The following is a 23,445-nucleotide window of genomic DNA, read 5'->3' as shown; positions in this document are numbered from 1 at the left end:
CGGAACCTCTGAGCACTCGGGCGCAGCTCGACATCAAGCCTGTCCGGGGCGCGTTCGATCGCCGCGCGAACCTCCTGGGAGAAGCCGGCGGTGTCGGCGACGACCTCGACATCGGCGCACCCGATCGTGTTGACCATAAACCCGATAGAACCACCGAAGAGGGGCCAATCGACGCCTGGTCGGTGGTGGAGCGCACGAGCCGGATGAAGCCGGGGCCGCCCCGCACACACCAGCGGTCGCCGCCCCCGGCCTCGGTCACGATCTGCGGGGACCACGTGAGCGCGTACCGCTCGCCCTCGCCCTCGCCGTCCCCATCGATCACGACATCCCGCCAACCGCGCTGCGCACGCGGGGTGATCGTGGCGCCCTCAACGTCCGGGAGCACCCGCAGCGGCCCGAACCGACGGTCGACATAAGCGAGATACAAGCGGGTCGGAGCGATGGGCGGGGTGACGGTGTCCCGGCGTGTGGCGTGTGGCGTGTGGCGTGTGGCGTCCAGGCCCGACCCCCGCCGCAGCTTTCGCCGGCGGTGTGGGGATCTCCTCGGCGACGGCCTCGGGGGCCTCTACGTTCAGGAGGGAAAACCGGTTCTGGTGGACGTGGACCATCCAGCGCTCACCCGGGACCTGCTCTATGAGCGTGGCCCGTCCCCGGGCCGCCCACGCCTCGAATGACTCTTCGACGGTGGCCGGGATCATGTTGCCGGTGCTCGCGTCGTAGGCTCGGCAGTGTGTTGCGGTCTCCCGGACCGCTGCGATGCGCTTGGTCTTGGAGGCCGTCGCCCAGGGCGATCCCGGCGCCCCACTCGGCCAGTCCGCGCCCTTCGCCAGCATGTCGCCGTCCGAGAACCCGCCGTACTACGGCGAGGTGGAGATCGACGGAGACGGCGGGGAGCTCACCGTGCGGCTGCGGCGCCCAGGGCGGGGGCGTCCTCCTCACGCGGACGCTCCGGCCCGGACGGGTGGGGCAGTAGCGGATGATCCCGAAACCGCCCACGCCCCCCGCCTCGCCCATGCCCATGCCCCCGGCCCCGGCCACGACCACGCCCCCCACCCCGGCCATCTGAAATCAGCCGGAAAACGGCGCGAAATCGGCCAGATCGATCCTTAACCAGTCGGTCACAGATCGTTCGTGATCACGCAACACCCCTGCGTCACAGTGGTCTGCATGACTGAGCGTATTTCTGCCCCTGCCCAGCGTTCCCACCGCCACCACTGGCGCCGGGACGTCGTCGAACTCGCCGCCCTCTTCTGCGCCGTCGCCGTGGCCGACGGCATCGCGAACCTCGTCGTGCACGGTCCGCGCGGCCCGGTCCTGCTCGTCGCCTCGGCCGTCGCTCTCCTGGTCACGGCGGCGTTCCACACCTGGTGGGCACGGCGCCACAGCCATGCGCCGCCTCCCGCGGACGCCGCGCCCGCCCATCCGGGCGCGGCGCGGCCCGACGCCGGGGCCACCGCGCACTCCGAGGCCGCGCCCGCCGACACCGCGCTCACCACCTCCCTGTGGCGGATGCGGACCACCGTGCGCGACCAGCCCGGCAGCCTCGCCGCGATCTGCACGGCCCTCGCCCGCAGCAGCGTCGACATCCTGACCCTCCAGACGCACCCGCTCCCCGAGGGCGGCACGGTGGACGAGTTCCTGCTGCGCGCCCCGCAGCAGCTGCCCTCCGGCGACCTCGCCCGGGCCATCGCCGACGCCGGCGGCCACAGCACCTGGATCGAGCGGGCCGATGCCCACGACCTCGTCGACACCCCGACCCGCGTCCTGGGCCTGGCCACCCGCACCGCACTGGACGCCGCCGAGCTGCCGCTCGCGCTGCGCCAGCTGCTCGGCCGCTGCACCATCCACTCGATCCCGGCGACCACCCTCTCCGGCCGGCCCAACGCCGGCGCCGACGCTCCGGTCGAGGGGGTCCTGGAGGCCACGGCCATGCGGCTGCGCGACCCGTCCGGCGGTGCGATCACCATCGAGCGGCCCTACCTGCCCTTCACCCCGACCGAGTTCGCCCGGGCCCGCGCGCTCGTCGAGCTCGACGCCCGGCTCGGACCGCGCGTGCCGCGCAGCCAGGACGTACTGACCCTGCCCGAGGGCAACGAGATCACGGTCCGCCGCGCCGACGGCTCGGACAAGGCCGCCGCCCGCGCGATGCACGACCGCTGCTCGGAGCGCACGCTCGGCCTGCGCTACCACGGCCCCGTCGCCGACGCCGACCGCTACCTCGGCCACCTGCTGAGCCCGCGCTTCGGGCGCACCCTCGCCGCGACCACCGCGTCCGGCAAGCTCGTCGCCCTGGGCCACCTGCTCTGGGACGGCGACGAGACCGAGGTGGCGCTGCTCATCGAGGACGACTGGCAGCGCCGCGGCATCGGCACCGAGCTGCTGGGCCGGCTGATCGGCATGGCCGTCGAGGCCGGGTGCGACAGCGTGTACGCCGTCACCCAGGCCTCGAACACCGGCATGGTCGCCGCGATGCGCGGTCTCGGCCTCCCCCTCGACTATCAGATCGAGGAGGGCACCTTGGTGATCACGGCCAGGCTGGACGCGACCCCGGTCAGCTCCCGGCTTCCGTACGACCTCCCGCGCGAGACACACGGTCTGCCGAGCACGCAGCCCCGTACCCAGCCCCGTACCCAGCACTGAGCTCCAGGTCCGCCTCCACGCTCGTGGAGGCCGCCCGGGCCGGTACGGGCAGCGTCGAGAGCCCTCGTAGCAGCAGGTGCGCGGCCGGCGGGTGCAGGACCCGCCGGCCGCGAACCGCAACCGGCGCGGTCGCGGCCCCTTCGGGCGGTCCGCTCGCTCCCCGCGTCGCGGGCGGTCCTCCACCTGGGCGGCCCCGACGACCACCTCGTACAGGTGACCGTTTCCGATCCCGGCGAGCTCCTGCGGCTGGTCCTCGACGCATTCACCCCGCGCCGGGAAGTCGCCCGCGTCAAGACCGGGTTGATCGTCCAGGAGTGGGACCGACCCCCCTGCTCCCCCCTACGTCAGCAGGCTGAGGGCTGGTTGGTGATGACGCGGACCCGTTCCGCGTAAGAAGATGTCCACATGTCAGACATCCTCACCAGCAACGGTTCCGCACGGCTGCCCCGCCAGGTCGCCGACGCCTACGTCGACGAGCTCATCGCCATCGACCCGATCACGGGCACCTACCTCGGTATCGCCGAAAGCTCCGGCAAGCTCCCGGACCTCTCTCCTGCGGGTCGTGCGGCGGCCGCCGAGCTCTCCCGCGCCACGCTCGCCCTCCTCGACGCCGCCGAGCGGCAGCCGGGCGCCGACAGCGATGTCGAGCGCCGCTGCGCCCGCCTGCTGCGCGAGCGCCTCAGCGCCGAACTCGCGGTCCACGAAGCCGACGAGGATCTGCGCGCGGTCAGCAACATCCACTCCCCCGCGCACGCGGTCCGGGAGGTCTTCACCCTGACCCCGGCCGACACGGACGAGGACTGGGCCGCCATCGCCGAGCGGCTGCGCGCCGTCCCGGCCGCCTACGCCGGCTACCGCGAGTGTCTCGCGCTCGGCCTGGACCGCGGCCTGTACGGAAGCCCGCGCCCCACCGCCACCTTCGTCGAGCAGCTCACCGGCTGGGCCGGCGAGCCCGGCGGGCCCGGCACCGAGGGCGACGCCACCGGCGGCTTCTTCGCCGAGTTCGCCGCCGGCGGCCCGCAGGCGCTGCGCGCCGAGCTCGACGAGGCGGCCGCCGCCGCGACCGCCGCCGTCGTGGAACTGCGCGACTGGATGCGCGACGTGTACGCCCCCGCGGTCCAGGGGCAGCCCGACCCGGTGGGCCGCGAGCGCTACGCCCGCTGGTCGCGCTACTTCAACGGCACGGACCTCGACCTGGACGAGGCGTACGCCTACGGCTGGTCGGAGTACCACCGGCTGCTCGCGGAGATGAAGGAGGAGGCGGCCAAGATCCTGCCGGGCGCCGGTCCCTGGGACGCGCTGCGCCACCTGGACGAGCACGGCACCCACATCGAGGGCGTGGACGAGGTCCAGGCCTGGCTGCAGGGCCTCATGGACGAGGCCATCGAGAACCTCGACGGCACCCACTTCGAGCTGGCCGAGCGGGTCAAGCGGGTGGAGTCGCGGATCGCCCCGCCGGGCGGCGCGGCGGCCCCGTACTACACCAACCCGTCGGAGGACTTCTCCCGTCCGGGGCGCACCTGGCTGCCGACGATGGGCCAGACCCGCTTCCCCGTCTACGACCTGGTCTCCACCTGGTACCACGAGGGCGTTCCGGGCCACCACCTCCAGCTGGCGCAGTGGACGCACGTCGCGGACCAGCTCTCCCGCTACCAGGCCAGCGTGGGCCTCGTCAGCGCCAACGCCGAGGGCTGGGCGCTGTACGCGGAACGGCTGATGGACGAGCTGGGCTACCTCAAGGACGCCGAGCAGCGGCTCGGTTACCTGGATGCCCAGATGATGCGCGCCACACGGGTCATCGTGGACATCGGCATGCACCTGGGCCTGGAGATCCCGGCGGACTCGCCGTTCCACCCGGGCGAGCACTGGACGGTGGACCTGGCCCAGGAGTTCTTCGGCCTGCACAGCGGCCGGCCGGCGGACTTCGTCGAGAGCGAGCTGACCCGCTACCTCTCGATGCCGGGCCAGGCGATCGGCTACAAGCTGGGCGAGCGCGCCTGGCTGCTGGGCCGCGACAACGCGCGTGCCGCGCACGGCGACTCCTTCGACCTGAAGGCGTGGCACATGGCGGCGCTGTCCCAGGGTTCGCTGGGCCTGGACGACCTGGTGGACGAGCTGTCGAAGCTCTGATCAGCACCACGTCGGCCCGTGCGCGGCAGACGGACGGACCGGCCGGCTTCACACGGGAGCCGCCGGTCCGTCCGCACGTCCACACGTCCGCACGTCCACACGTCCACACGTCCACACGTCCACACGTCCGGATGTCCGCACGTCCACGCATCCGCACGTCCGGATGTCCCCCGCGACCGGGATTCAGTGCGTCCCGGCGGCCGCGCGGTGGCGCACGACCGATCCGCCGCGCTGCTTGACGATCTCCAGCTGGGCCTGCACCCGGGTCCGCAGATCGGCGACGTGGCTCACGATGCCGACGCTGCGGTCGCGTTCGCGCAGTGAGTCCAGTACGTCGAGGACCTCGTCCAGCGCCTGGTCGTCCAGGCTGCCGAAGCCCTCGTCGATGAAGAGGGTGTCGAGCCGCATGCCGCCCGCCTCGTCGGTGACCACGTCGGCCAGGCCCAGCGCGAGCGCGAGCGAGGCGAAGAAGGTCTCGCCGCCGGACAGGGTCGCGGTGTCCCGCTCGCTGCCCGTCCAGGCGTCGACCACGTGCAGCCCGAGCCCCGAACGCCCGCGTCCGCTCGCCTTGGCGTCGGAGTGGACGAGGGTGTAGCGGCCGCCCGACATCCGCAGGAGCCGTACCGTCGCGGCGGCGGCGACCTGCTCCAGCCGGGCCGCCAGCACGTACGCCTCCAGCCGCATCTTGCGCTCGTTGTCGGCGGAGGTGCCCGCGGTGAGACCGGCGAGCCGGGCCACCCGGTCGTACGCCTCGCGCAGCGGGCCCAGGGCCCGCAGCTCCTGCTCGGCCTGGCGGGAGAGCCCGTCGAGGTCCTTGCACCGCACGCGGGCCGCGTCCACGGCGGATCCGGCCGTACGAAGCTTCGCGGCGGCCTGGGCCGCGTACGCCTCGGCCTCCTCCGGCGCGGCCGGGGGCAGGACCGCCGCCGCGGCGGTGTCGCTCTCGCCGAGGCGGTCGGCGAGCATGGCCTCCTCCGCCTGCCAGGCGTCCATCCGGCGTTGCAGCGCGGTGCGTTCGTACTCCGGGAGCACGGCGTCGGCCGCCTCCTCGGTGGTGTCGAAGCCGGCCTTGAAGGCGGCGTCGGCCAGCTGGCCGTCGGCCTCCTTCAGCCGGGCGGCGGTGGCTTCGGCCCGGCGCAGCGAGGCGGCGGCCGCGGCGACCATGCGGACCCGGTCCTCCAGGACCCCGGCGCGGGCCGCGACGCTGGGCGCGTCCGCCCGTACCAGGGCCAGCTCCGCCTCCAGCGAGGCCTGTTCCCGGTCGAGGCCCTCCCGGCGCGAGGCCCGCGCGCCGGCCCGGACCTCCGCCTCCAGCCGCTCGGAGCTGCGCACGGCGTGCTCCCGCTCGGCGCGGGCGAGCCGCTCTCGGGCGGTGTGCAGTCCGGCGGCCGCGGCGTGGGCCTCGGCGTGACGGGTGCTCAGGTCGGCGGTGAGTTCCCGGAGTTCGGCGGTGGTGGCGTCACCGGCGGCGGCAGCGGCCTCGGTGCGGGCCTCCCGCAGGGCGGCCAGCCTGCGCTCGACGCCGGCCCTGCGCTCCTCGGCCTGCTCGAAGCGGGCGTGGGCCGCGTCCTCGGCGGCCCGGTCGACGTGACCGGGGGCCGGGCGGGCGGGATCGGGGTGCTCCTCGGCTCCGCACACCGCGCACGGCGCGCCCTCGACCAGGGCGGCGGCCAGTTCGGCGGCGATCCCGCGCAGCCGGGTCTCCTTGAGCTCCAGCCAGTCCTCTCGGGCGGCGGTCGACTCCTCGCGCGCGGTGAGCAGTTCGCCCCCGGCCCGCTCGGCGTCGGCGTCGAAGGCGTCGCGGCGCTGGGCGGCGTGCAGGTGCAGCCGGGCGGGCTCCAGTTTACCGGCGAGCTGCTCGGCCAGGGTCGCGGCCTGCTGGGCGGCGTCCACGCGCCCGGCCAGTTCGGCCCGGGTGGCCTCCCAGCGGCCGAACCACTCGGCGGTCTCCTGCTGCTGCTCCTCGGCGGCCCGGGATTCCCTTTCCAGGTTGGCCCGTTCGCGGCCGATCTCGGCGCTGCGCTGCTCGGCGCGGCGGGCGGCTCCGAGGGCTCCCAGGTCCTCGCGCAGCCGCTGTTCGACGGCGGCCAGCTGCTCGGCGCCCGCCTCGGCGAGCTGCGGGGGCAGCTCGGCGCGGGCCACCGACTCCGCGTGCGCGGCGGCCATGTGGGCGCCGGCGGCGGCTCCGCGCAGCTCCAGGGCGGGGGCGACGAGGGCTCCGCGCCGGGCCCGGTCGAGCAGGGCGCGCACCCGCTCCCGCTCCGGAGCGGCCTCGGCGAGCAGGGCCGCCCGGCGGGTGGTCTCGGCGTGCCGGCGTTGCAGCCGGTCGAGCTCGCGCGCGTCCTCGGCGGCCCGCCGGGCGGCGGCGTGGCGCCCCTCGACGGCGGCGAGGGCGTACTCGGCGACGGTGAGCCGCTCACGGGCGGAGCAGCGCGCGACGGCCGCCCAGGCGCGGACGGCTCCGGCGAGCCCGGGGTCGCCCGGCTGGTGCCGGGGCAGCGGCCAGGCCCGCAGGTCGGCGGCGTCCCCGGCGGCCTGGGCGAGGCGCTGGGCGGTGTGCAGCACCCGCTCGTCCCCGGTGCGGACCTTGGCCTCGGCGGTCCGGCGGCGCTCGCCGAGCAGGGTTTCGACGGCGGCGAAGCGCCGGGTGTCGAAGAGCCTGCCCAGCAGCCGGCCCCGCGCCACCTCGTCGGCCCGCAGGAAGCGCGCGAACTCCCCCTGGGGCAAGAGCACGACCTGGCAGAACTGCTCGCGGCTCATGCCGAGCAGCTGCTCGATCTCCTCGCCGATCTCCTGGTGGGAACGGCTGAGGGCGCGCCAGCGTTCCCCGTCGTACTCGCGCAGCCCGCTCTGTGCCTTGTCCTTCGTGGTGCCGGTGCCGCGCTTCTTGGGCCGGTCCTGCTCGGGGCGCCGGGTGATCTCCAGGCGGCGTCCGCCGGCGGTGAGTTCGAGGGTGACCTCGGTCGGGGTGTCGGCGGCCGCGTGGTCGCTGCGCAGGCTGGTGCCGGGGGCCTGCCGGGAGCCGGGGACCGAGCCGTAGAGGGCGTAGCAGACGGCGTCCAGGACGGAGGTCTTGCCCGCGCCGGTGGGGCCGTGCAGCAGGAAGATCCCGGCGCCGGAGAGGGCGTCGAAGTCGATCTCCTGCGGTTCGGCGAAGGGTCCGAAGGCGGTGATCCGCAGCCGGTGCAGCCTCATCGGTGGGTCTCCTGCCGGCCGTCGTCCACCCGTACGTCGTCGAAGGCGCCCTGGAGCACCGCCCGTTCGTCCTCGTCCGCGAAACCGCCGCCGCCGCGCACGTGGGTGACGAAGTCCTCCGCGATCTCCTGGTCGCTGCGGCCCTTGAGGCGCTGCGCGTAGCTGCCCGGGCCGTCCTGCGCGCGGCCCTCGGGGTCGAAGGCGAGGCTGAGGGTGTGCGGGAAGCGGGCGGCGAGCCGGGCCATGGGGTCCTCGGGCCGGACGGGGTCGGTGAGGGTGGCCTCCAGCCAGCAGTCCTCGTACGCGGCGTAGGCGCCTTCGGAGAGCAGCTCCTCCAGCGGTCCCCGGACCCGGGCGAGGCCGCGCGGGACGGGGGTGTCGAGGCGCTCGGCGCCGGCGATCTCCCCTTCCGCGCCCAGCTCGACGAGCCACATGGTCTTGCGGTGGCCGGTCTCGGAGAAGGAGTAGGCGAGCGGGGAACCGGAGTAGCGGACCCGTTCGTTGATCGTCTGGCAGCCGTGGAGGTGGCCGAGGGCGGCGTAATCGACCCCGTCGAAGACGGAGGCGGGCACGGCCTCGACCCCGCCGACGGCGATGTCGCGCTCGCTGTCGCTGGCCTGCCCGCCGGTGACGAAGGCGTGGGCGAGGACGATCGAGCGGGTTCCGGGCGCGCGGCCGGCCAGGTCGGCCCGGATCCGGTCCATGGCCGCGCCCAGGACGGCCTCGTGGCTCACCTTGCCGGCGCCGAAGTCGTCCTTGACCAGCGCGGGCTCCAGGTACGGCAGCCCGTACAGCGCCACGTCACCGTGTACGTCGGCCAGCACCACGGGGTCGGCGCACCCGGCGGGGTCGGTCCTCAAGTGGATCCCGGCCCGGCCGATCAGCCCGGCCCCGACACCGAGGCGGCGCGCGGAGTCGTGGTTCCCGGAGATCATCACGGTGGGTACGCCGAGGTCGGCGAGCCGGTGCAGGGCCTGGTCGTACAGGGCGACGGCGGGCAGCGGGGGCACGGCCCGGTCGTAGATGTCACCGGCGACGAGGACGGCGTCGACCTCGTGCTCGCGGACGGTCTCCACGAGGTGGTCGATGAAGGCGGCTTGGGCGCCGAGCAGGTTCACTCGGTGGAAGGACCGCCCCAGGTGCCAGTCGGAGGTGTGCAGGAACTTCACTCGCCGGCCCCGCCGCGCATACCGTCTCCCCCTGCCGAATGAACCCCGAACCCCTCTACGCTAACGCTTCCCCGGCGTCCCACGGGCCGCCTCGGGGGCTCAGGGCGCGTAGGTCTCCCCGCCCGGGGTGAGGGTGGCGCTGCCGGCGGTGCTGTCGGCGAGCCAGGCCTCGAAGGCGGGCAGATCGGCTTCGGGGAGGGCGATCTCGATCTCCACGGCGGCCCCGTAGCGCACGTCCAGCACGGTCCGGCCGGTGGAGCGCAGGTCGTTCTGGGTCTTGCCGGCCCGCTGGTGGTCGACGGTGACGGTGGCCAGCCGGTAGCGGTGGCGGGTGACGGTGCCGAGCGCGTCGAGGGCTTCGCCGACGACTCCCCCGTAGGCGCGGATGAGCCCGCCGGCTCCGAGCTTCACACCGCCGTAGTAGCGGGTGACGACGGCGACGGCGTAGCGGATGTCCCGGCGCGTCAGCATCTGCAGCATCGGGACCCCGGCGGTGCCGCCGGGCTCGCCGTCGTCGCTGGCCTTCTGGACGGAGGCGTCGGCGCCGATGACGTAGGCGTAGCAGTTGTGCGTGGCGGTCGGGTGCTCCTTGCGGACGCGGGCGACGAACTCCCGCGCCTCCCGCTCGGTCGCGGCGGGCGCGAGCGAGCACAGGAACCGCGAGCGGTTGATCTCCGACTCGTGCACGCCCTCGCGGGCCACCGTCACGTACTGGTCTGCCTTCACCCGTCCACCCTACGGGGAATCGGACATGCCTCTTTTCTGTTGATCGACCTGGCAGCAGTCGGCAGGCAAGCGAAACAGCAGGAGGCGGCACACGTGTACGGCGATCCGGCAACCATCCGCAAGGTCCTCACCGAGCTCGGCGACACCTGGGCCGTGGTGGGCCTGTCCAACAACGAGGACCGGGCCGCCTACCGCGTGGCCCGGGTGCTCCAGCGCTACGGCAAGCGCGTGGTCCCCGTGCACCCCAAGGCCGAGACGGTCCACGGCGAGCAGGGGTACCCGTCGCTGGAGGCGATCCCGTTCAAGGTGGACGTGGTGGACGTCTTCGTGAACAGCGCCCTGGCCGGCACCGTCGCCGACGAGGCCGTCGCGAAGGGGGCGGAGGCGGTCTGGTTCCAGCTGAACGTGATCGACGAGGCCGCCTACGACCGCGCCCGCGCGGCCGGACTGGACATGGTCATGGACCGCTGCCCGGCGATCGAGATCCCGGCACTCTGAATCACGCGTGGGTGGCCACCGGGGGGATGGAGACCGCCATCGTCATCTCCATCGGGCCCGGACCCTCGTTGCGGTAGGCGTGCGGGGCGTCCGCCTCGAAGGAGACGGCCCCGCCGGCCGGTACGGCGTACTTCTCGTCGCCGACCACCAGCGTCAGTTCCCCCGCCGTGACGTGCAGCATCTCGAAGGTGCCGGAGGGGTGCGGGTCCGAGGCGGTGCCCTCGCCGGGCTCCAGGCGGTAGGTCCACATCTCCACCGGCCCGCGCCGGTCGTCGCCGAGCAGCATGCTCGCGCCACTGCCGCCCTCGGTGGACCACATCCGGACCCCCTGACCCGGCAGCACCACCTGCACCCGGGGGCCGCGGTCGTAGTCGAGCAGCGTGGTGATGCTGACGCCGAGCGCGTCGGCCAGCTTGACCGTCGTGCCGACGCTGGGGTTCGTACGGGCCTGCTCGATCTGGATGATCATGCCGCGGCTCACCCCCGCACGGGCCGCGAGGGCCTCCAGGGTGAATCCGCGCTCCCCGCGCCAGCGCTTGAGGTTGCGGGCGAGCGCCTGGGTGAGCTGTTCGAGGTCCGACACCGTTGCGTCCAATATTTTAGATGACAGGGTCCAATAGGCTGAACTATCGTGCGCCGTACTCCACCGTGTACTCCACCGTTCAACGCACTGTACTGCGAGGCCTGCCATGACCGCCCTGTTCGCCCTGGCCACGGCCGTCCTCTGGGGCCTCGCCGACTTCGGCGGCGGGCTGCTCACCCGCCGGATACCGGCCCTCACCGTGGTGGTCGCCTCCCAGGTCCTCGCCGTCGCCGCGCTCGGCGCGGTGGTGCTGGGCACGGGTGCCTGGCGGGAGGCCGGGCCGCAGCTCTGGTTCGCGGTGGGAGCGGGCCTGGTGGGGCCCGTCGCGATGCTCAGCTTCTACAAGGCGCTCGCCCTCGGCCCGATGGGCGTGGTCTCCCCGCTCGGCTCCCTCGGCGTGGTGGTACCGGTGAGCGCCGGGCTGCTGCTCGGCGAACGGCCAGGCCTCGGCCAGTTCGCCGGCATCGCGGTGGCCGTCGCGGGCATCGTCCTCGCCGGCGGACCGGAGCTGCGCGGCGCCCCCGTACAGCGGCAGGCGGTCGTCCTCACCCTCGTCGCGGCCTTCGGCTTCGGCGCCGTGATGGCCCTGATCGCCCCCGCCTCCTCCACCGTCCCCGGCCTGTTCCTCGCGCTCTTCGTACAGCGCGTCACCAACGTCGCGGTCGGCGGCGCCGCCCTCTGGGTCCGGACCCGGCGCGGCACCCCGGCCCTCCCGGCGGGCACGGGCGGACTGCGGCTCCTGTGGGGGCTGCTGCCGGCGCTCGCCTTCGTCGGGCTCGCCGACGTCGCGGCGAACGGCACGTACTCCATCGCCGCCCAGCACGGCCCGGTCACGGTGGCCGCCGTGCTCTCCTCGCTCTACCCGGTGATCACCGCGCTGGCCGCCTTCGCCGTCCTCAAGGAACGGCTGCGCACCGTCCAGGCGGCGGGCGCGGGCCTGGCCCTGGCGGGCACGGTCCTGCTCGCGGCGGGCTAGGTCGTGCCCGCGGCACCCTCAGGCCCGGTCCGAGCCCGCCGGGCCGGCGCGCGCCTGACGTGCAGGTGGCCGTCCAGGGGCCAGGAAGCGGTCGCGGGCAGGATGCGGTCGAAGCCGAAGCCGGTCTTCTCCGCGACCCGGCAGGACGCCGCGTTGTCCACCTGGTGCAGCAGCTCGATCCGCTCCAGCCCCTCGGCCGCGAAGGCCTCGAACGCCCAGGCCGTGACGGTTTCGAGGGCCCTGGAGGCGACCCCGCGGCCCCGGGCGGGCGCCGCCGTCCAGTAGCCGGCCTCCACCGGGGCCGGGCCTGCGCCGGTCCGCTTCAGCGCCACGCCGGCGACCAGCGGACCCTCGTACGAGCCTTCGCGCGGGGCCTCGTACACGGCGAAACCCAGCCGGTCTCCGCTCTCCCAGCCGAGGCGCTGCTCCTCCAGCCACCGCCGCGCGTCCTCGACTCCGTCGACGTGCCGCGTCAGCCAGTGCCGCATCGCCGGGTCCCGGTGCGCCTCGACCAGCGCTTCGGCGTCCGCGTCGCCCCACGGCCGCAGGACGAGTCCGGCGGCGGCCGAGGTCGCGTCCGACCGGAGCACGGGGCGGAGCCCGGGGCGCAACTCGGGATTCACTCCGTTTCCGTCAGGTCCGCCAGCGCGCGGAGCTGCTCCGGCGTCACCCCGTCGGGGATCGGCACCGGCGCCGGGGTGCGCAGGGGCGGCTGCCAGCCCGTCTCGGGCTCCCAGCGGCGCACTATCCGCGCCGGCGCCCCCGCCACCACGGCGTGGTCCGGCACCTCGCCCCGTACGACGGCCCCCGCGGCCACCACGACGTTGCGGCCCAGCCGCGCCCCGGGCAGGATCACCGCGCCCGTGCCCAGCCAGCAGCCCGGGCCGATCTCCACCGGCGCGCTGCGCGGCCACTGCCTGCCGACGGGCTCGTGCGGATCGTCGTAGCTGTGGTTGGTGGAGGTGATGTACACCCCGGGACCGCAGAAGGTGTCGTTGCCGATGGTGATCCGGGTGTCGGCGATGACGTGGCTGTCCCGGCCGATGACCACGCCGTTGCCGAGCACGAGCATCGGCTCGGCGCCGAGGTCGAGGTCCGGCATCATCCCGGCGGTGAGCGTGACCTGTTCACCGATGATGCAGTGGTCGCCGAGCCGGATCCAGGGTTCGCCGAAGACGGTGCCCTGCGGGAAGGCGAGCCGAGTGCCGTGCCCGATCGCGCCGAAGCGCAGCCCTCCCGGGGTCTGCGCGGTCACCGCGCCGGCCCGCTGCATCCAGCGCCAGCCCGCGTGGACGGCGCGGCCGGCGAGCCGACGGCGCAGGGCCGTCAGAGATGAGAACGTGTTCTGGTTCTTCGCCACCCGGTCACCGTAGCGCGCCGGATGCCCGGACCGCGCCGTGATCTTCACCCCATCTCCGGGCCCGGGGGTGGCGTGCCCTACGGTGCCCGTAGCGCGACACGACGTACGACAGAGGAAGAGAACACATGACGCAGCAGGCGGCCCAGGCACTCGTGGCGGGTGTCGGCGGGAAGAACCCCGAGATCGACCCCACGGCGTTCACCGCTCCCACCTCCGTCGTGGTCGGCGACGTCACCCTGGCCGCGGGCGCGAGCATCTGGTACTCGGCCGTGCTCCGCGCGGACTGCGGTCCGATCACCCTCGGCGCCGACAGCAACGTGCAGGACAACTGCACCGTGCACGTGGACCCCGGCTTCCCGGTCTCCATCGGCGAGCGCGTCTCCATCGGCCACAACGCCGTCGTGCACGGCTGCACGGTCGAGGACGACTGCCTGATCGGCATGGGCGCCACCGTCCTGAACGGTGCGGTGATCGGTGCCGGCTCGCTGGTGGCGGCCCAGGCGCTGGTCCCGCAGGGCATGGTGGTCCCGCCCGGCTCGCTGGTCGCCGGGGTCCCGGCGAAGGTGCGGCGCGAGCTGACCGCGGAGGAGCGCGAGGGCATCAAGGTCAACGCCCTCATGTACACCGAGCTGGCCAAGCAGCACCGAGCCTCGGTGGCCCCGGACGCGTGACGGTCCCTCCCCCGCCCTCCCACAGGGGGCGGGGGAAGAGTTCTCAGTCGGCGAGCACGGCCGGAGCGGCCGAAGCGGAATCAGGCTCCGAAGCCGAAGACGAAGACGAAGACGCGGCCTCGGCGCGCGCCGCCTCCGACGCCTTCTTCATCCGCCCGCGCACGACCACCGTCACCCCGAGTCCGAAGAGCAGCGCCAGCGCGAGCGCCACCCAGGAGAATCCCTTCAGCCACGGCTCGGCGACGATCCCGATCGAGTAGATCACCGCCGTCGTGCCGCCCGCCCACAGGATCCCGCCGAGGACGTTGGCGACCAGGAACCGCCAGTAGGGCATGTGCAGTACGCCCGCCAGCGGCCCCGCGAAGATCCGCAGCAGCGCCACGAACCGCCCGAAGAAGACGGCCCACATGCCCCACTTCTCGAAGGAGCGCTCCGCGAGGGCCACCTGGTCCGGCCCGAAGTGCTTGGGGAAGCGCCGTCCCAGCCGCTCCAGCAGCGGTTTGCCGCCCCTGCGCCCGATCGCGTAGCCGATCGAGTCGCCCACGATCGCCCCGGTCGTCGCGCAGATGCCCAGCACCACGGGGTCGATGTGCCCCTGCTGTGAGGCCAGGAGCGCCGAGCTGACCAGGACGATCTCCCCCGGCAGCGGGATCCCGAGGCTTTCCAGTCCGATGACGAGCCCCACCAGGAGGTAGATGCTGACCGCCGGAATCGTCTCCAGCCATTCCTGGATGTGCACCGGTACGTCCTCCAGAGTCTTCGCCCGGCCCGCCCCCTGTGACAGGCCGAACGGGCAGCCTATCCGGTCGCCACCACAGCCTTTGCCCTCAGCGGCAGTTCGCGCGAGGAACGGCCCGCGAACACACCGCGACGGCCGGTTCCCACCACCCACGCGTCCCGCTCCGGGTCCCAGGACGACAGCGTGCGCGCGTCGATGTCCATGACGACCCGCTGTGCCCGGCCGGGCGCGAGGGTGAGCCGCCGGTAGCCGGCCAGCGCCCGCACCGGCTGGTCCAGTTTCAGGTCCGGGGACGGGCCCACGTAGACCTGGGCCACCTCGGTGCCCGTGCGGCGTCCGGTGTTGCGGACGGTGAACTCCACGCGCAGCCCGCCGCGCCGTCCATGGTCTGCGCCGGGCCGGACCACGAGCTTGTCGTACTCCCAGGTCGTGTACGAGAGCCCGTGCCCGAAGGGGAACAGCGGGGCCACCCGCTGCGCGTCGTACCAGCGGTGGCCGACGTGGACGCCCTCGGAATACTCCTGCCGCCCGCCCACCCCCGGGTAGCGCATCAGCTCCGCGCCGACCGGGGTCACTCGCTCGTCGGCCGGGAAGGTCTGGGTGAGGCGGCCGCCGGGGTCCACGTCGCCGAAGAGCACGTCGGCGGTGGCGCCGGCGCCCTCCTGGCCCGGGTAGTACATCTGGAGGACCGCTCCGGTACGGGGCAGCCACGGCATCGTCGTACTGGAGGAGGTGTTGAGCACCACCGTGGTGCGCGGGTTGGCGGCGGCTACCGCCTGGATCAGCGCGGCCTGGCCGCCCGGGAGCCCCAGCGAGGTGCGGTCGCTGCCCTCGGTGGCGTCCTCGTAGGCGAACAGCACCACGCTGCGGGCCTCCTTGGCGGCCTTCACCGCCTCGGCGAGGTCGGCGGCCCGGGTGGCCTTCGTGGTGTGCCGCAGCCGCAGCCGCTGTCCCTTCGGCCCTCCTTCGGCGCTGACGGCGAGCCGGTGCTCGCCCGCCTTGAGCGCGAGCGTGTGCCGGCGCACGGTGAGCCCGTCGGGCGCACTGCCGAGGAGTCCGCCGGCGAAGTGCTCGGCCACGCCCTGCCGCACGGGGAACAGCTCCTCCCCGTCGAGCCGGACGCTCGGCCGCTTCCCGGTGTAGTGGATCAGCAGGGTCCACTCGTCGTCGGCCGCCAGCCGGAAGGCCCCCTCGTAGGTCCAGGTGCGTCCGGGCTCCACGCCGCGGTCGTCGAGGGCGGTGCCGGGGGCCAGCAGTTTCACCGGGAGCGGGCGCCCGTACAGGTCCTCGCCGAGCGCGTAGCTCACCGTGGAGCCCTTCCCGGCCCGCTGCCGGATCGCGGCGAGGGGGCCGGCGGCCGCGGCCGGGACCACGTGGGCGCTGCCGCCGCCACTGACGAAGGGGGTCCGCCCGGTCGGGCCGATGACGGCGACCGAGCGGGCCGCGGCTCCCGTCAGCGGCAGCGTCGCGTACTCGTTGCGGAGCAGGACCGCGCCCGCCACGGCCACCTGGCGGGCGACCTTGGCCCCGGCCGCCGCGTCCCGGGCCGGCCGGGCGGCGGGGTGCTCGGCGAGCAGCCCGAAGCGGTCCATCGTGACCAGGATCCGGCGGACCGCGAGGTCCACGGCGCTCTCGTGGACGGAGCCGCCGCGCACGGCCTCGCGCAACGGGGCGCCGTAGTGGGTGCCGCCCGGCATCTCCATGTCGAGTCCGGCGCCGATCGAGGCGACGGTGCTGTGGGCGGCGTCCCGGTCGGACATCACCCAGCCGTCGAACCCCCAGCGCCCGCGCAGCAGTTCGTCCAGGAGCGGTTTGTTCTCGCAGGCGTAGACGCCGTTGACCTTGTTGTAGGCGCCCATCACCGCGCCCGCGCCGGCGGCCACCGCGGCCTCGAAGCCGCGTAGCTCCGTCTCGTGGAGGGTCTGTTCGGTCGCGACCACATCGACCGTGTCGCGGCCCTTCTCCTGGTTGTTGAGCGCGAAGTGCTTGACGGCGGCGATGAGTCCCTCGTCCTGGATGCCGCGGACGACCTCGCCGACGAGGTCGGCCGTGAGCTTCGGGTCCTCCGAGAAGGTCTCGAAGTTCCGCCCGGCGTACGGGGTGCGGATGAGGTTGGCCATCGGCGAGAGCAGGACGTCCTGGCCGAGCGCGCGGCCCTCGCGGCCGATGACCCGGCCGTACTCCCGGGCCAGCGCCGGGTCGAAGGCGGAGGCGAGCAGGACGGGCGCGGGCAGCGCGGTGGCCCGTTCGGCGACGCGTACCCCGGCCGGTCCGTCCGCGAGGCGCAGCTCCGGGATGCCCAGGTGCGGGATGCCGGGCACATAGCCGGCCTGGCCGAGCGGGGCCGGGTCCGGTCCGCCGTGCAGCAGGACGGTCTTCTCCTCCAGGGTGAGCCGTTCCAGGAGGGCGTCGATCCGCGCGGCGGCGCCGGCCCGAGGCGCGGCGGCAGCGGCGGCCTTACGGGGCCGCGTGCCGGGCGGCGGCGCCGGTACGCAGCCGGCCGCGCCGAGGGCGGCGCCCACCGCTCCGAGGAGGCTCAAGGCACGGCGTCTGGACACGGCCTCGCTCACGGGGCGCTCCCTGAGGCGCGGGCATCGGCGGCGGGGCGGCGGGAGCGGCCCGCGCCGGACCGCTCCCTCAGGCCACTGTGCGCCGCGAGCCGCGCGGGCCCGCCTCAGGCGCGCCACCGCACCGCCGAGGTTCAGCCCTGCGGCGGCTGCTGCACGATGTCGGCGTCCCGCCGGGGCTCGTCCTGGCGCTGGACCCGGACCTCGGTGCGGTGGCCGCGCGCGATGTAGTCGCGTACGACGGCCTCCACGGCGTCCTGGGGAGACCCCACGCCAGCGAGGACCATCACCTCCACCACGAGCTCGGCGTCGAGGCTGATGCTGATCTTGGCTCGGCCTGTCACGGGACCCCCTCCGTCCGTCGTGGGAGGGACTCTAGCGGGACCGGCCGGGCCCCGTCGTGCCTTGCGGCCCGCCGTCACACTCGGCGCGCGCCCTCACTCGACGGCGCGCGCCGTCCGCGTCACGCGTTGGGACGCAGCGTCCATACGACTGTCGTTTGGACGCCGGCGGAGACCAGGCGGGATACCCCGGGACGCTAAGTGGCGCCTGAGCATCCGCCCCGCCGTCAACGCGGTGTCGCGCGGGTGGAGTGAGGCGGCCTGGCTGCGCGTCATGTTCTGCCCCGGAGTCAAGCTCGGCAGGCACTACCAGTACATCGACCGTTCACGCCCCGGCAAGGGCGAGAAGATCCTGGCCCGGATGTGGGCCCGCGCGGTCGAGTACGTCGGTTCGGCCTCCGAGTCCCCCGACCGTCAGGCCGCGTTCGCGGACCTGGAGCAGTGGCGCGAGCAGTTCGACCGGGTCGAGTTCGACGGTCAAGGAGTGCAACACGTACGCGCTCACCGACACGGGCCGGGCCGCCGCTAAAGCAGGCCGCCAACCCCCGCCGCATTGCCCCCGGCCAGGGCTACACAGTGGCCGGCTCCGAGGTCGTCGACTTCACCACCGGCTGTGTGGTGCCCGGCCGGCGGGTCGCCGGCGACGGCGAATGGATCTCGGCGGGGCCGACGGCTTCCACTGGGCACGGCCGGCGCCGGACGAGTGCCCGTCGTGCCCCTGCCACGCCCGCAGAGTCTGCGAAGGCTCCCACTGGCGCCTCGCCGGTCCGGTCCTCAACGCGGACGGCAGCCCGTACACCGAACCGTGCCCCTGCGAGCGGGCAGCGAACCGGGCGTAGCGCACGCAACGAAGCCACATACCGGACACGGCCCCCGTGATCCCGGCGGGGGCCTTCGTCGTGCCCATCTCAACCCATGATCGGCGCATCACACTTTCAACACTTTGTGTAATTTAGCCCCGCTCCCACACGCAGACCAGGAGATCCGCATGGCCACCCCGCACACCAGAAAGCGCTCCAGCAGCGCACTTACCGTCATAGCCGCCGTCCTGGCGCTCTCCGCGTGCGAACCGGCCGCTTCTTCCAGAACCCCGACCACCGGCCCCAGCGCCACGACCGGTGCGGGTCCCGCCCCCAGCCCCACCGCGGCCACGCCGACCCCTCCCACTCCGACCGCGTCACCCACCCTCCCCGAGTCACTCCAGGCCGTCGTGGACTTCGCCAACGAGGAAGAGAACGCCACCGACCGACAGGAATTCTTGCTAGTGCTGTGACCGGGAAGGTTCACCGGGTTGCTGGTCGTGGTGGCGGGGCAGGCTGGTGCCGGTTGGATGTCGCGGTGACGTCCCACCGGCGTGGGGAGGCTTGGTGGCACAACCGGTCAAGGTCCGCAGACTGACCGATCAGGAGGGGCAGAAGCTGCAGCGGATCGTACGGCGGGGCAGCACCAGCACGGTGCGCTACCGACGGGCGATGATGCTGCTGGCCTCGGCCGGCGGGAACAACGTCCCCGTCATCGCCCGCTTGGTCCAGGCGGACGAGGACACCGTGCGCGACGTGATCCACCGGTTCAACGAGATCGGTCTGGCCTGCCTGGACCCTCGGTGGGCGGGAGGCCGTCCCCGCCAGCTCAGCCCGGATGACGAGGACTTCGTCGTGGCGACGGCCACCACCCGCCCGACCAAGCTCGGCCAGCCCTTCACCCGCTGGTCGATCCGTAAACTCGCCGGCTACCTGCGACGCGTCCACGGCCGGACGATCCGTATCAGCCGCGAGGCCCTGCGCTGCCTGCTCGCCCGCCACGGGATCACCTTCCAGCGCACGAAAACGTGGAAGGAGTCCACCGACCCCGACCGCGATGCCAAACTCGACCGGATCGAGCACGTCCTTGAGTACCTCCACGACCGGGTCTTCGCCTTCGACGAGTTCGGGCCGCTGGGTATCCGCCCCACCGGCGGCTCCTGCTGGGCCAAACCGGGCCGCCCCGACCGGGTCCCGGCGACCTACCACCGAACCCACGGGGTCACTTACTTCCACGGCTGTTACTCGGTCGGTGACGACACTGTGTGGGGCGTCAACCGTCGCCACAAGGGCGGCGCCCAGTCCCTGGCCGCACTGAAATCGATCCGTGCCGCCCGGCCTGACGGCGCCCCGATCTACGTGATCATGGACAACCTCTCCGCCCACAAAGGAGCCAAGATCCGTACCTGGGCGAAGAAGAACAAGGTCGAGCTGTGCTTCACCCCGACCAACGCCTCCTGGGCAAACCCGATAGAAGCGCACTTCGGGCCTCTGCGGCAGTTCACCCTGGCGAACTCCAACCACCCGAACCACACCGTCCAGACGCGCGAGCTGCACGCCTACTTGCGCTGGCGCAACGTGAACGCCCGTCACCCCGATGTCCTGGCCGCCCAGCGCAAAGAACGCGCCCGCATCCGCAGCGAGAGAGGCATCCGCTGGGGCGGACGGCCCCTCGCAGACTCGGCAGCCTGACCACGATCCCCGGGCCACAGCATTAGCATCTCGGGATGCACTACCTGGACAACCAAGACGTCGACAAGGCCGTGGCCGAGATGGCGGGGGTACTCGGCACACACGACACGCAGGACTGGTCGGTGCCGGCGGGTTCGTTGGAGTGGAGCTGCTGGACAACGGCCGCCCACATCGCGCACGACCTGCTGGCCTACGCCGGGCAGGTGGCCGGCCGCCCCACCGGGGCCTACTTCCCCTTCGACCTGGCCGTCCGCCCAGGTACCGCCCCGCGCGAGGTGCTCCAGGTGGTCACCGCCTGCGCAGGACTGCTCAGCAGTGCTCTGGTCACAGCCGATCCCGGGCTGCGGGCGTGGCACTGGGGGCCATGCGACCGGACGGGTTTCGCGGCGATGGGTGTCGCCGAAGTCCTCCTGCACACCTACGACATCACCCAAGGGCTGAGCGTGCCGTGGCTGCCACCAGCGCCGTTGTCCACGAAGGTCCTCCACCGTCTCTTTCCCCACGCCCCGCCCGGCGACCCGGCCCAGGTCCTCCTCTGGTGCACCGGCCGCGGCGAGCTGGATGACCGCCCCCGCCGCGCCTCGTGGAGCTGGCAAGCAGCTGTTTCTGACTGATCGGTCCACACGGGCTCGCCAAGATGAGCCCGAACTCCGAAGGGTGTAGCTCTTCTTCGGGGACTGTGATGGTCAAGCCGCGAGGGTATATCCGTCCCGGTCAGAGCTTTCATGGACGCGGTAGTGCCCTGCCCCTGGCCTCGTTCTCCTCGTCGCCGTCCGCGTCCGGTTCCAGGCTCGTCTCGGCGATTTTCATGGCCCTTTGTGTTGCTGTGGCAGCGATGAGAGGGGGCGGGCTCCCTCCCAGCCTGGGGAGTCCGTGTCAGGCGAAGTCCCGGCGGCGGCCCACCGGGACCGCGAGCAGGTACAGCGGCGGCAGGAGCGCGGCCGTGCACACCGTCCACAGGGCCGCGTGCGTCCCCGCGTACGTGGCGAGCAGGCCGGCGGTGAGGGCGCCGAGCGGCTGGGCGCCCCAGGAGACGAAGCGGACGGTGGCCATGACACGGGAGAGGAGCTCAGGCGGGGACTCGGTCTGGCGGTGGGTGCGGGTGGTGATCGACCCGATGACGACGCCGAAGGCGAAGCCGGCGTTGCCCAGGGCGAACCAGTATGCGTCGGCTGCGGACGTGGTCAGCGGGGGCAGCAGGGCGGCAGCGCCGCCGGCCAGCGCGGTCCCGACCAGCCCCCGGGCGGTGCCGAACCGCCGGGTCAGTCGGACCGCCACGGCGGATCCGGCGAGCGCGCCGACTCCGTCCATGGCGAGCACCATGCCGAGTTGTACGGGCGTCAGCCCGGCCTCACGGACCAGGTAGAGGGGTGTGAGGGCGACCAGGGCGGCGCAGACGAAGTTGGTGGCGGTAGCCCAGAGCATGCAGGGCAGCATCACTGGGTGCCGCGTCACGTACGTCCAGCCCTCGCGGATCAGCCGGAGGGCGCCGTCGCCGGTGCGGGCGGCGGGACGGCGCTCGGGAAGGGTACGCAGCAGAACGGCTGAGAGCAGGTAGCTGGCCGCGTCCACGAGGAGCGCGCCGACCGGGCCCGCGGCGTACACGAGGAGGCCGCCCCCGGAGGGCCCTCCGGTCTCGGTGACAGCGTGCGTGCCGGACATCAGGCTGTTGCGGGCTGCGAGCTGCCGGTCCGGGACGATGGCGGGCAGAAAGGTCGAGTTGCCGATGTCGAAGAGTACGGTCGCGGCGCCGGTGACCAGAGCGGCGAGCAACAGGTGCGGGTAGGTGAGCCGGTCAAGCCACCAGGCGAGCGGGAGGGATCCGACGGCGGCGAACCGTACGAGATCGAGGGTGACCTGGAGGCGGCGGAGCGGGACGCGCTGGGCGATCACTCCGGCCGGGAGGCTGAGCAACAGCCAGGAGATCTGTCCGGCGGCGGCGAGCAGGGCGGCCTGGAGCGCGGTGGCGTCGAGGACTGTGAGGGCGACCAGGGGTAGAGCGAGGGCGGTGACGGCGGTGCCCGCGTTGCTGACGGTGGCCGCGGCCCAGTAGCGCCAGAAGACGGCCGGAGGCGAGGTCGCATGGTGGGTGCTGCGGCGATCGTGCTCCGGGACCGTCGGCGTCTCGCTCATGCGACGCCCACCCTTCAGTGAGTCTCATATGGGAACTTACTTGGTTGCGATTCAGTTTCTATCCGGAACTGACCACATGGCGCAAGATGGTTTCGAAGACCGGACGTTGTATCCGCAAGACAGGAGACCCATGGTCAGGTCGGTGCCCGAGCGGGACGCCGCCTGCGCGATCGCGCAGGCGGCGGCGGTGGTCGGCGACTGGTGGAGCCTGCTCCTGGTTCGGGAGACCGCACGCGGGCACCACCGGTTCGACGCGCTTCAGGAGGAGTTGGGGATCTCCCGGAAGGTGCTGACCGAACGCCTTGCGCACCTGGTGGAGGCGGAGGTCTTGGAGAAGGTTCCGTATCAGAGTGGCCCGGTGCGGTACGAGTACCGGCTGACGGAGAGCGGGCGGGGGCTGCTGCCCGTGCTGCTCTCGATGCAGGACTGGGCGGACCGCTGGCTGCTCGGCGACGGCTCGCTGAGCGGCACGGCTGACGAGGAGAGTGCGGAGGCGCTGCGGGTGGCGGGCCTGGTGGGCGAGTGGCTGCCGCGCCTCGAACTGCCGGGGCACCGGGGCGGTGAGCCGCTGGACCCGGTGGCCGAGACTGCGGCCACCGTCCTGTTCTGCTACCCGGCAGCCGGTCGCCCGGGCCCGTTGCCGGACGGCTGGGCCGACATCCCGGGTGCCATCGGCTGCACGCTGGAAAACCGGCTGTTCCGGGACGTGTACGACGACTTCCGCTCGGCGGGCGCCGAGGTGCGCGGCGTGAGTACTCAACGCCCGGACGAGCAGCGGGTGTTCGCGGTCGAGGAGGGCATCCCCTTCACCCTGCTCTCAGACGTCGACCTGCGCCTCGCGGCCGCTTTGCGGCTACCAGTGTTCCGCGCCGGGCAGGCACTGCGGCTGAAGCGGGCGGTGCTGGTGGTGGACCGCGAACGCGTGGTGCGCCAGGCGCGCTTCCCGGTGACGGACATCCCGGGGGCAGTGCGCGAGGCGCTGGCGGTGGTACGGCGGGTGGCGGCGGGGAGCTGAAGGGCGCGGGCGCGGCGACGGCCCCAGGCATGCCCGCCGCGTCCGTCACGGCGACAGCCACTCTCACCCGCCAGCCGCCCCCCGGAGTTGTTCCGTACCCGACGGAGCCTGCCGTGCACCCTGGTCCCCGCAGTCCCTGCAAAGGAGCCACACCCAACTCCGAACACGGTGAACGTTCCCGGTCACAGCACTAGTGCTGCTCCGCGGAAG

General features: G+C 73.3%; 20 protein-coding genes. 10 read left to right on the top strand and 10 right to left on the bottom strand.

The genetic code is table 11. The features are described 5' to 3' along the window. Positions 1-1,167: 1,167 nt before the first annotated feature. Positions 1,168-2,640: a GNAT family N-acetyltransferase gene (locus J7F03_RS28290; RefSeq protein ID WP_214954393.1), complete on the top strand. Its 1,473-nt coding sequence runs from the start codon at positions 1,168-1,170 to the stop codon at positions 2,638-2,640. A 405-nt stretch (positions 2,641-3,045) separates the two neighbouring features. Next, positions 3,046-4,770 carry a DUF885 domain-containing protein gene (locus tag J7F03_RS28285; RefSeq protein ID WP_214954392.1) on the top strand — a complete coding sequence of 575 codons (1,725 nt, stop codon included), beginning with the start codon at positions 3,046-3,048 and terminating at the stop codon, positions 4,768-4,770. A 183-nt stretch (positions 4,771-4,953) separates the two neighbouring features. Here J7F03_RS28285 and J7F03_RS28280 read toward each other — a convergent pair whose 3' ends face one another. From J7F03_RS28280 to J7F03_RS28270, 3 genes are all read right to left on the bottom strand, one after another. Further along, on the bottom strand, positions 4,954-7,965 hold the full coding sequence (locus tag J7F03_RS28280; protein WP_214954390.1) for an AAA family ATPase: 3,012 nt from the start codon (positions 7,963-7,965) through the stop codon (positions 4,954-4,956). After that, a complete protein-coding gene (locus J7F03_RS28275; RefSeq protein WP_214954388.1) occupies positions 7,962-9,134 on the bottom strand; it encodes an exonuclease SbcCD subunit D in 1,173 nt (390 codons plus the stop codon). The genes J7F03_RS28280 and J7F03_RS28275 overlap by 4 nt, the downstream gene beginning before the upstream one ends. A 99-nt stretch (positions 9,135-9,233) precedes the next feature. Further along, positions 9,234-9,860 (bottom strand): YigZ family protein, encoded by a 627-nt coding sequence (locus J7F03_RS28270; protein ID WP_214954386.1) that lies wholly within the window; start codon positions 9,858-9,860, stop codon positions 9,234-9,236. Between the two features lie 93 nt (positions 9,861-9,953). On the opposite strand from J7F03_RS28270, the gene J7F03_RS28265 reads away from it, so the two are divergent. Further along, on the top strand, positions 9,954-10,358 hold the full coding sequence (locus tag J7F03_RS28265; RefSeq protein WP_214954384.1) for a CoA-binding protein: 405 nt from the start codon (positions 9,954-9,956) through the stop codon (positions 10,356-10,358). 1 nt (position 10,359) lies between these two features. Here the strand turns inward: J7F03_RS28265 and J7F03_RS28260 are convergent, their stop codons facing one another. Then, complete coding sequence (locus J7F03_RS28260; protein WP_214954636.1) at positions 10,360-10,941, bottom strand: helix-turn-helix domain-containing protein; 582 nt, start codon at positions 10,939-10,941, stop codon at positions 10,360-10,362. A 106-nt stretch (positions 10,942-11,047) separates the two neighbouring features. On the opposite strand from J7F03_RS28260, the gene J7F03_RS28255 reads away from it, so the two are divergent. After that, positions 11,048-11,917, top strand: coding sequence for a DMT family transporter (locus tag J7F03_RS28255; protein ID WP_214954382.1), 870 nt, complete (start codon positions 11,048-11,050; stop codon positions 11,915-11,917). Here the strand turns inward: J7F03_RS28255 and J7F03_RS28250 are convergent. Together J7F03_RS28250 and J7F03_RS28245 are read right to left on the bottom strand one after the other, a co-directional pair. Beyond that, a complete protein-coding gene (locus tag J7F03_RS28250; RefSeq protein WP_308380002.1) occupies positions 11,914-12,540 on the bottom strand; it encodes a GNAT family N-acetyltransferase in 627 nt (208 codons plus the stop codon). The two genes, J7F03_RS28255 and J7F03_RS28250, sit on opposite strands and share 4 nt — an antisense overlap. Then, complete coding sequence (locus J7F03_RS28245) at positions 12,537-13,277, bottom strand: DapH/DapD/GlmU-related protein (protein WP_214954380.1); 741 nt, start codon at positions 13,275-13,277, stop codon at positions 12,537-12,539. The genes J7F03_RS28250 and J7F03_RS28245 overlap by 4 nt, the downstream gene beginning before the upstream one ends. Before the next feature lie 125 nt (positions 13,278-13,402). On the opposite strand from J7F03_RS28245, the gene J7F03_RS28240 reads away from it, so the two are divergent. After that, positions 13,403-13,948, top strand: coding sequence for a gamma carbonic anhydrase family protein (locus tag J7F03_RS28240; RefSeq protein WP_214954378.1), 546 nt, complete (start codon positions 13,403-13,405; stop codon positions 13,946-13,948). A 43-nt stretch (positions 13,949-13,991) separates the two neighbouring features. Here the strand turns inward: J7F03_RS28240 and J7F03_RS28235 are convergent, their stop codons facing one another. The 3 genes from J7F03_RS28235 to J7F03_RS28225 all read right to left on the bottom strand — a co-directional run bounded on the left by J7F03_RS28235 (position 13,992) and on the right by J7F03_RS28225 (position 17,541). Further along, positions 13,992-14,687, bottom strand: a complete 696-nt coding sequence (locus J7F03_RS28235; RefSeq protein WP_214954376.1) for a DedA family protein — start codon at positions 14,685-14,687, stop codon at positions 13,992-13,994. 59 nt (positions 14,688-14,746) lie between these two features. Continuing rightward, positions 14,747-17,257, bottom strand: a complete 2,511-nt coding sequence (locus tag J7F03_RS28230) for a glycoside hydrolase family 3 C-terminal domain-containing protein (protein WP_214954374.1) — start codon at positions 17,255-17,257, stop codon at positions 14,747-14,749. 131 nt (positions 17,258-17,388) lie between these two features. Then, positions 17,389-17,541: a DUF2191 domain-containing protein gene (locus J7F03_RS28225; protein ID WP_214954632.1), complete on the bottom strand. Its 153-nt coding sequence runs from the start codon at positions 17,539-17,541 to the stop codon at positions 17,389-17,391. 289 nt (positions 17,542-17,830) lie between these two features. On the opposite strand from J7F03_RS28225, the gene J7F03_RS28220 reads away from it, so the two are divergent. The 4 genes from J7F03_RS28220 to J7F03_RS28205 all read left to right on the top strand — a co-directional run bounded on the left by J7F03_RS28220 (position 17,831) and on the right by J7F03_RS28205 (position 20,701). Next, positions 17,831-18,124: a hypothetical protein gene (locus J7F03_RS28220; protein WP_214954372.1), complete on the top strand. Its 294-nt coding sequence runs from the start codon at positions 17,831-17,833 to the stop codon at positions 18,122-18,124. Between the two features lie 459 nt (positions 18,125-18,583). Then, complete coding sequence (locus tag J7F03_RS28215; protein ID WP_214954370.1) at positions 18,584-18,868, top strand: hypothetical protein; 285 nt, start codon at positions 18,584-18,586, stop codon at positions 18,866-18,868. Between the two features lie 94 nt (positions 18,869-18,962). Then, positions 18,963-20,087, top strand: coding sequence for an IS630 family transposase (locus J7F03_RS28210; RefSeq protein ID WP_308380001.1), 1,125 nt, complete (start codon positions 18,963-18,965; stop codon positions 20,085-20,087). A 35-nt stretch (positions 20,088-20,122) separates the two neighbouring features. After that, positions 20,123-20,701 (top strand): maleylpyruvate isomerase N-terminal domain-containing protein, encoded by a 579-nt coding sequence (locus tag J7F03_RS28205; protein WP_251072622.1) that lies wholly within the window; start codon positions 20,123-20,125, stop codon positions 20,699-20,701. Positions 20,702-20,963: 262 nt separating this feature from the next. Here the strand turns inward: J7F03_RS28205 and J7F03_RS28200 are convergent, their stop codons facing one another. Further along, the gene (locus tag J7F03_RS28200; protein WP_214954365.1) at positions 20,964-22,220 is read right to left on the bottom strand and encodes an MFS transporter; all 1,257 of its coding nucleotides are present in this window, start codon (positions 22,218-22,220) and stop codon (positions 20,964-20,966) included. 130 nt (positions 22,221-22,350) lie between these two features. Between J7F03_RS28200 and J7F03_RS28195 the strand changes: the two genes are divergently transcribed. Next, positions 22,351-23,235 (top strand): winged helix-turn-helix transcriptional regulator, encoded by an 885-nt coding sequence (locus J7F03_RS28195; RefSeq protein WP_214954363.1) that lies wholly within the window; start codon positions 22,351-22,353, stop codon positions 23,233-23,235. The last annotated feature ends 210 nt before the right edge of the window (positions 23,236-23,445 follow it).

Source organism: Streptomyces sp. ISL-43 (assembly GCF_018614195.1).
Lineage (GTDB): Bacteria > Actinomycetota > Actinomycetes > Streptomycetales > Streptomycetaceae > Streptomyces.
Note: the sequence above shows the minus strand (reverse complement) of the source record. Positions and strands in the feature narration are given on the sequence as shown.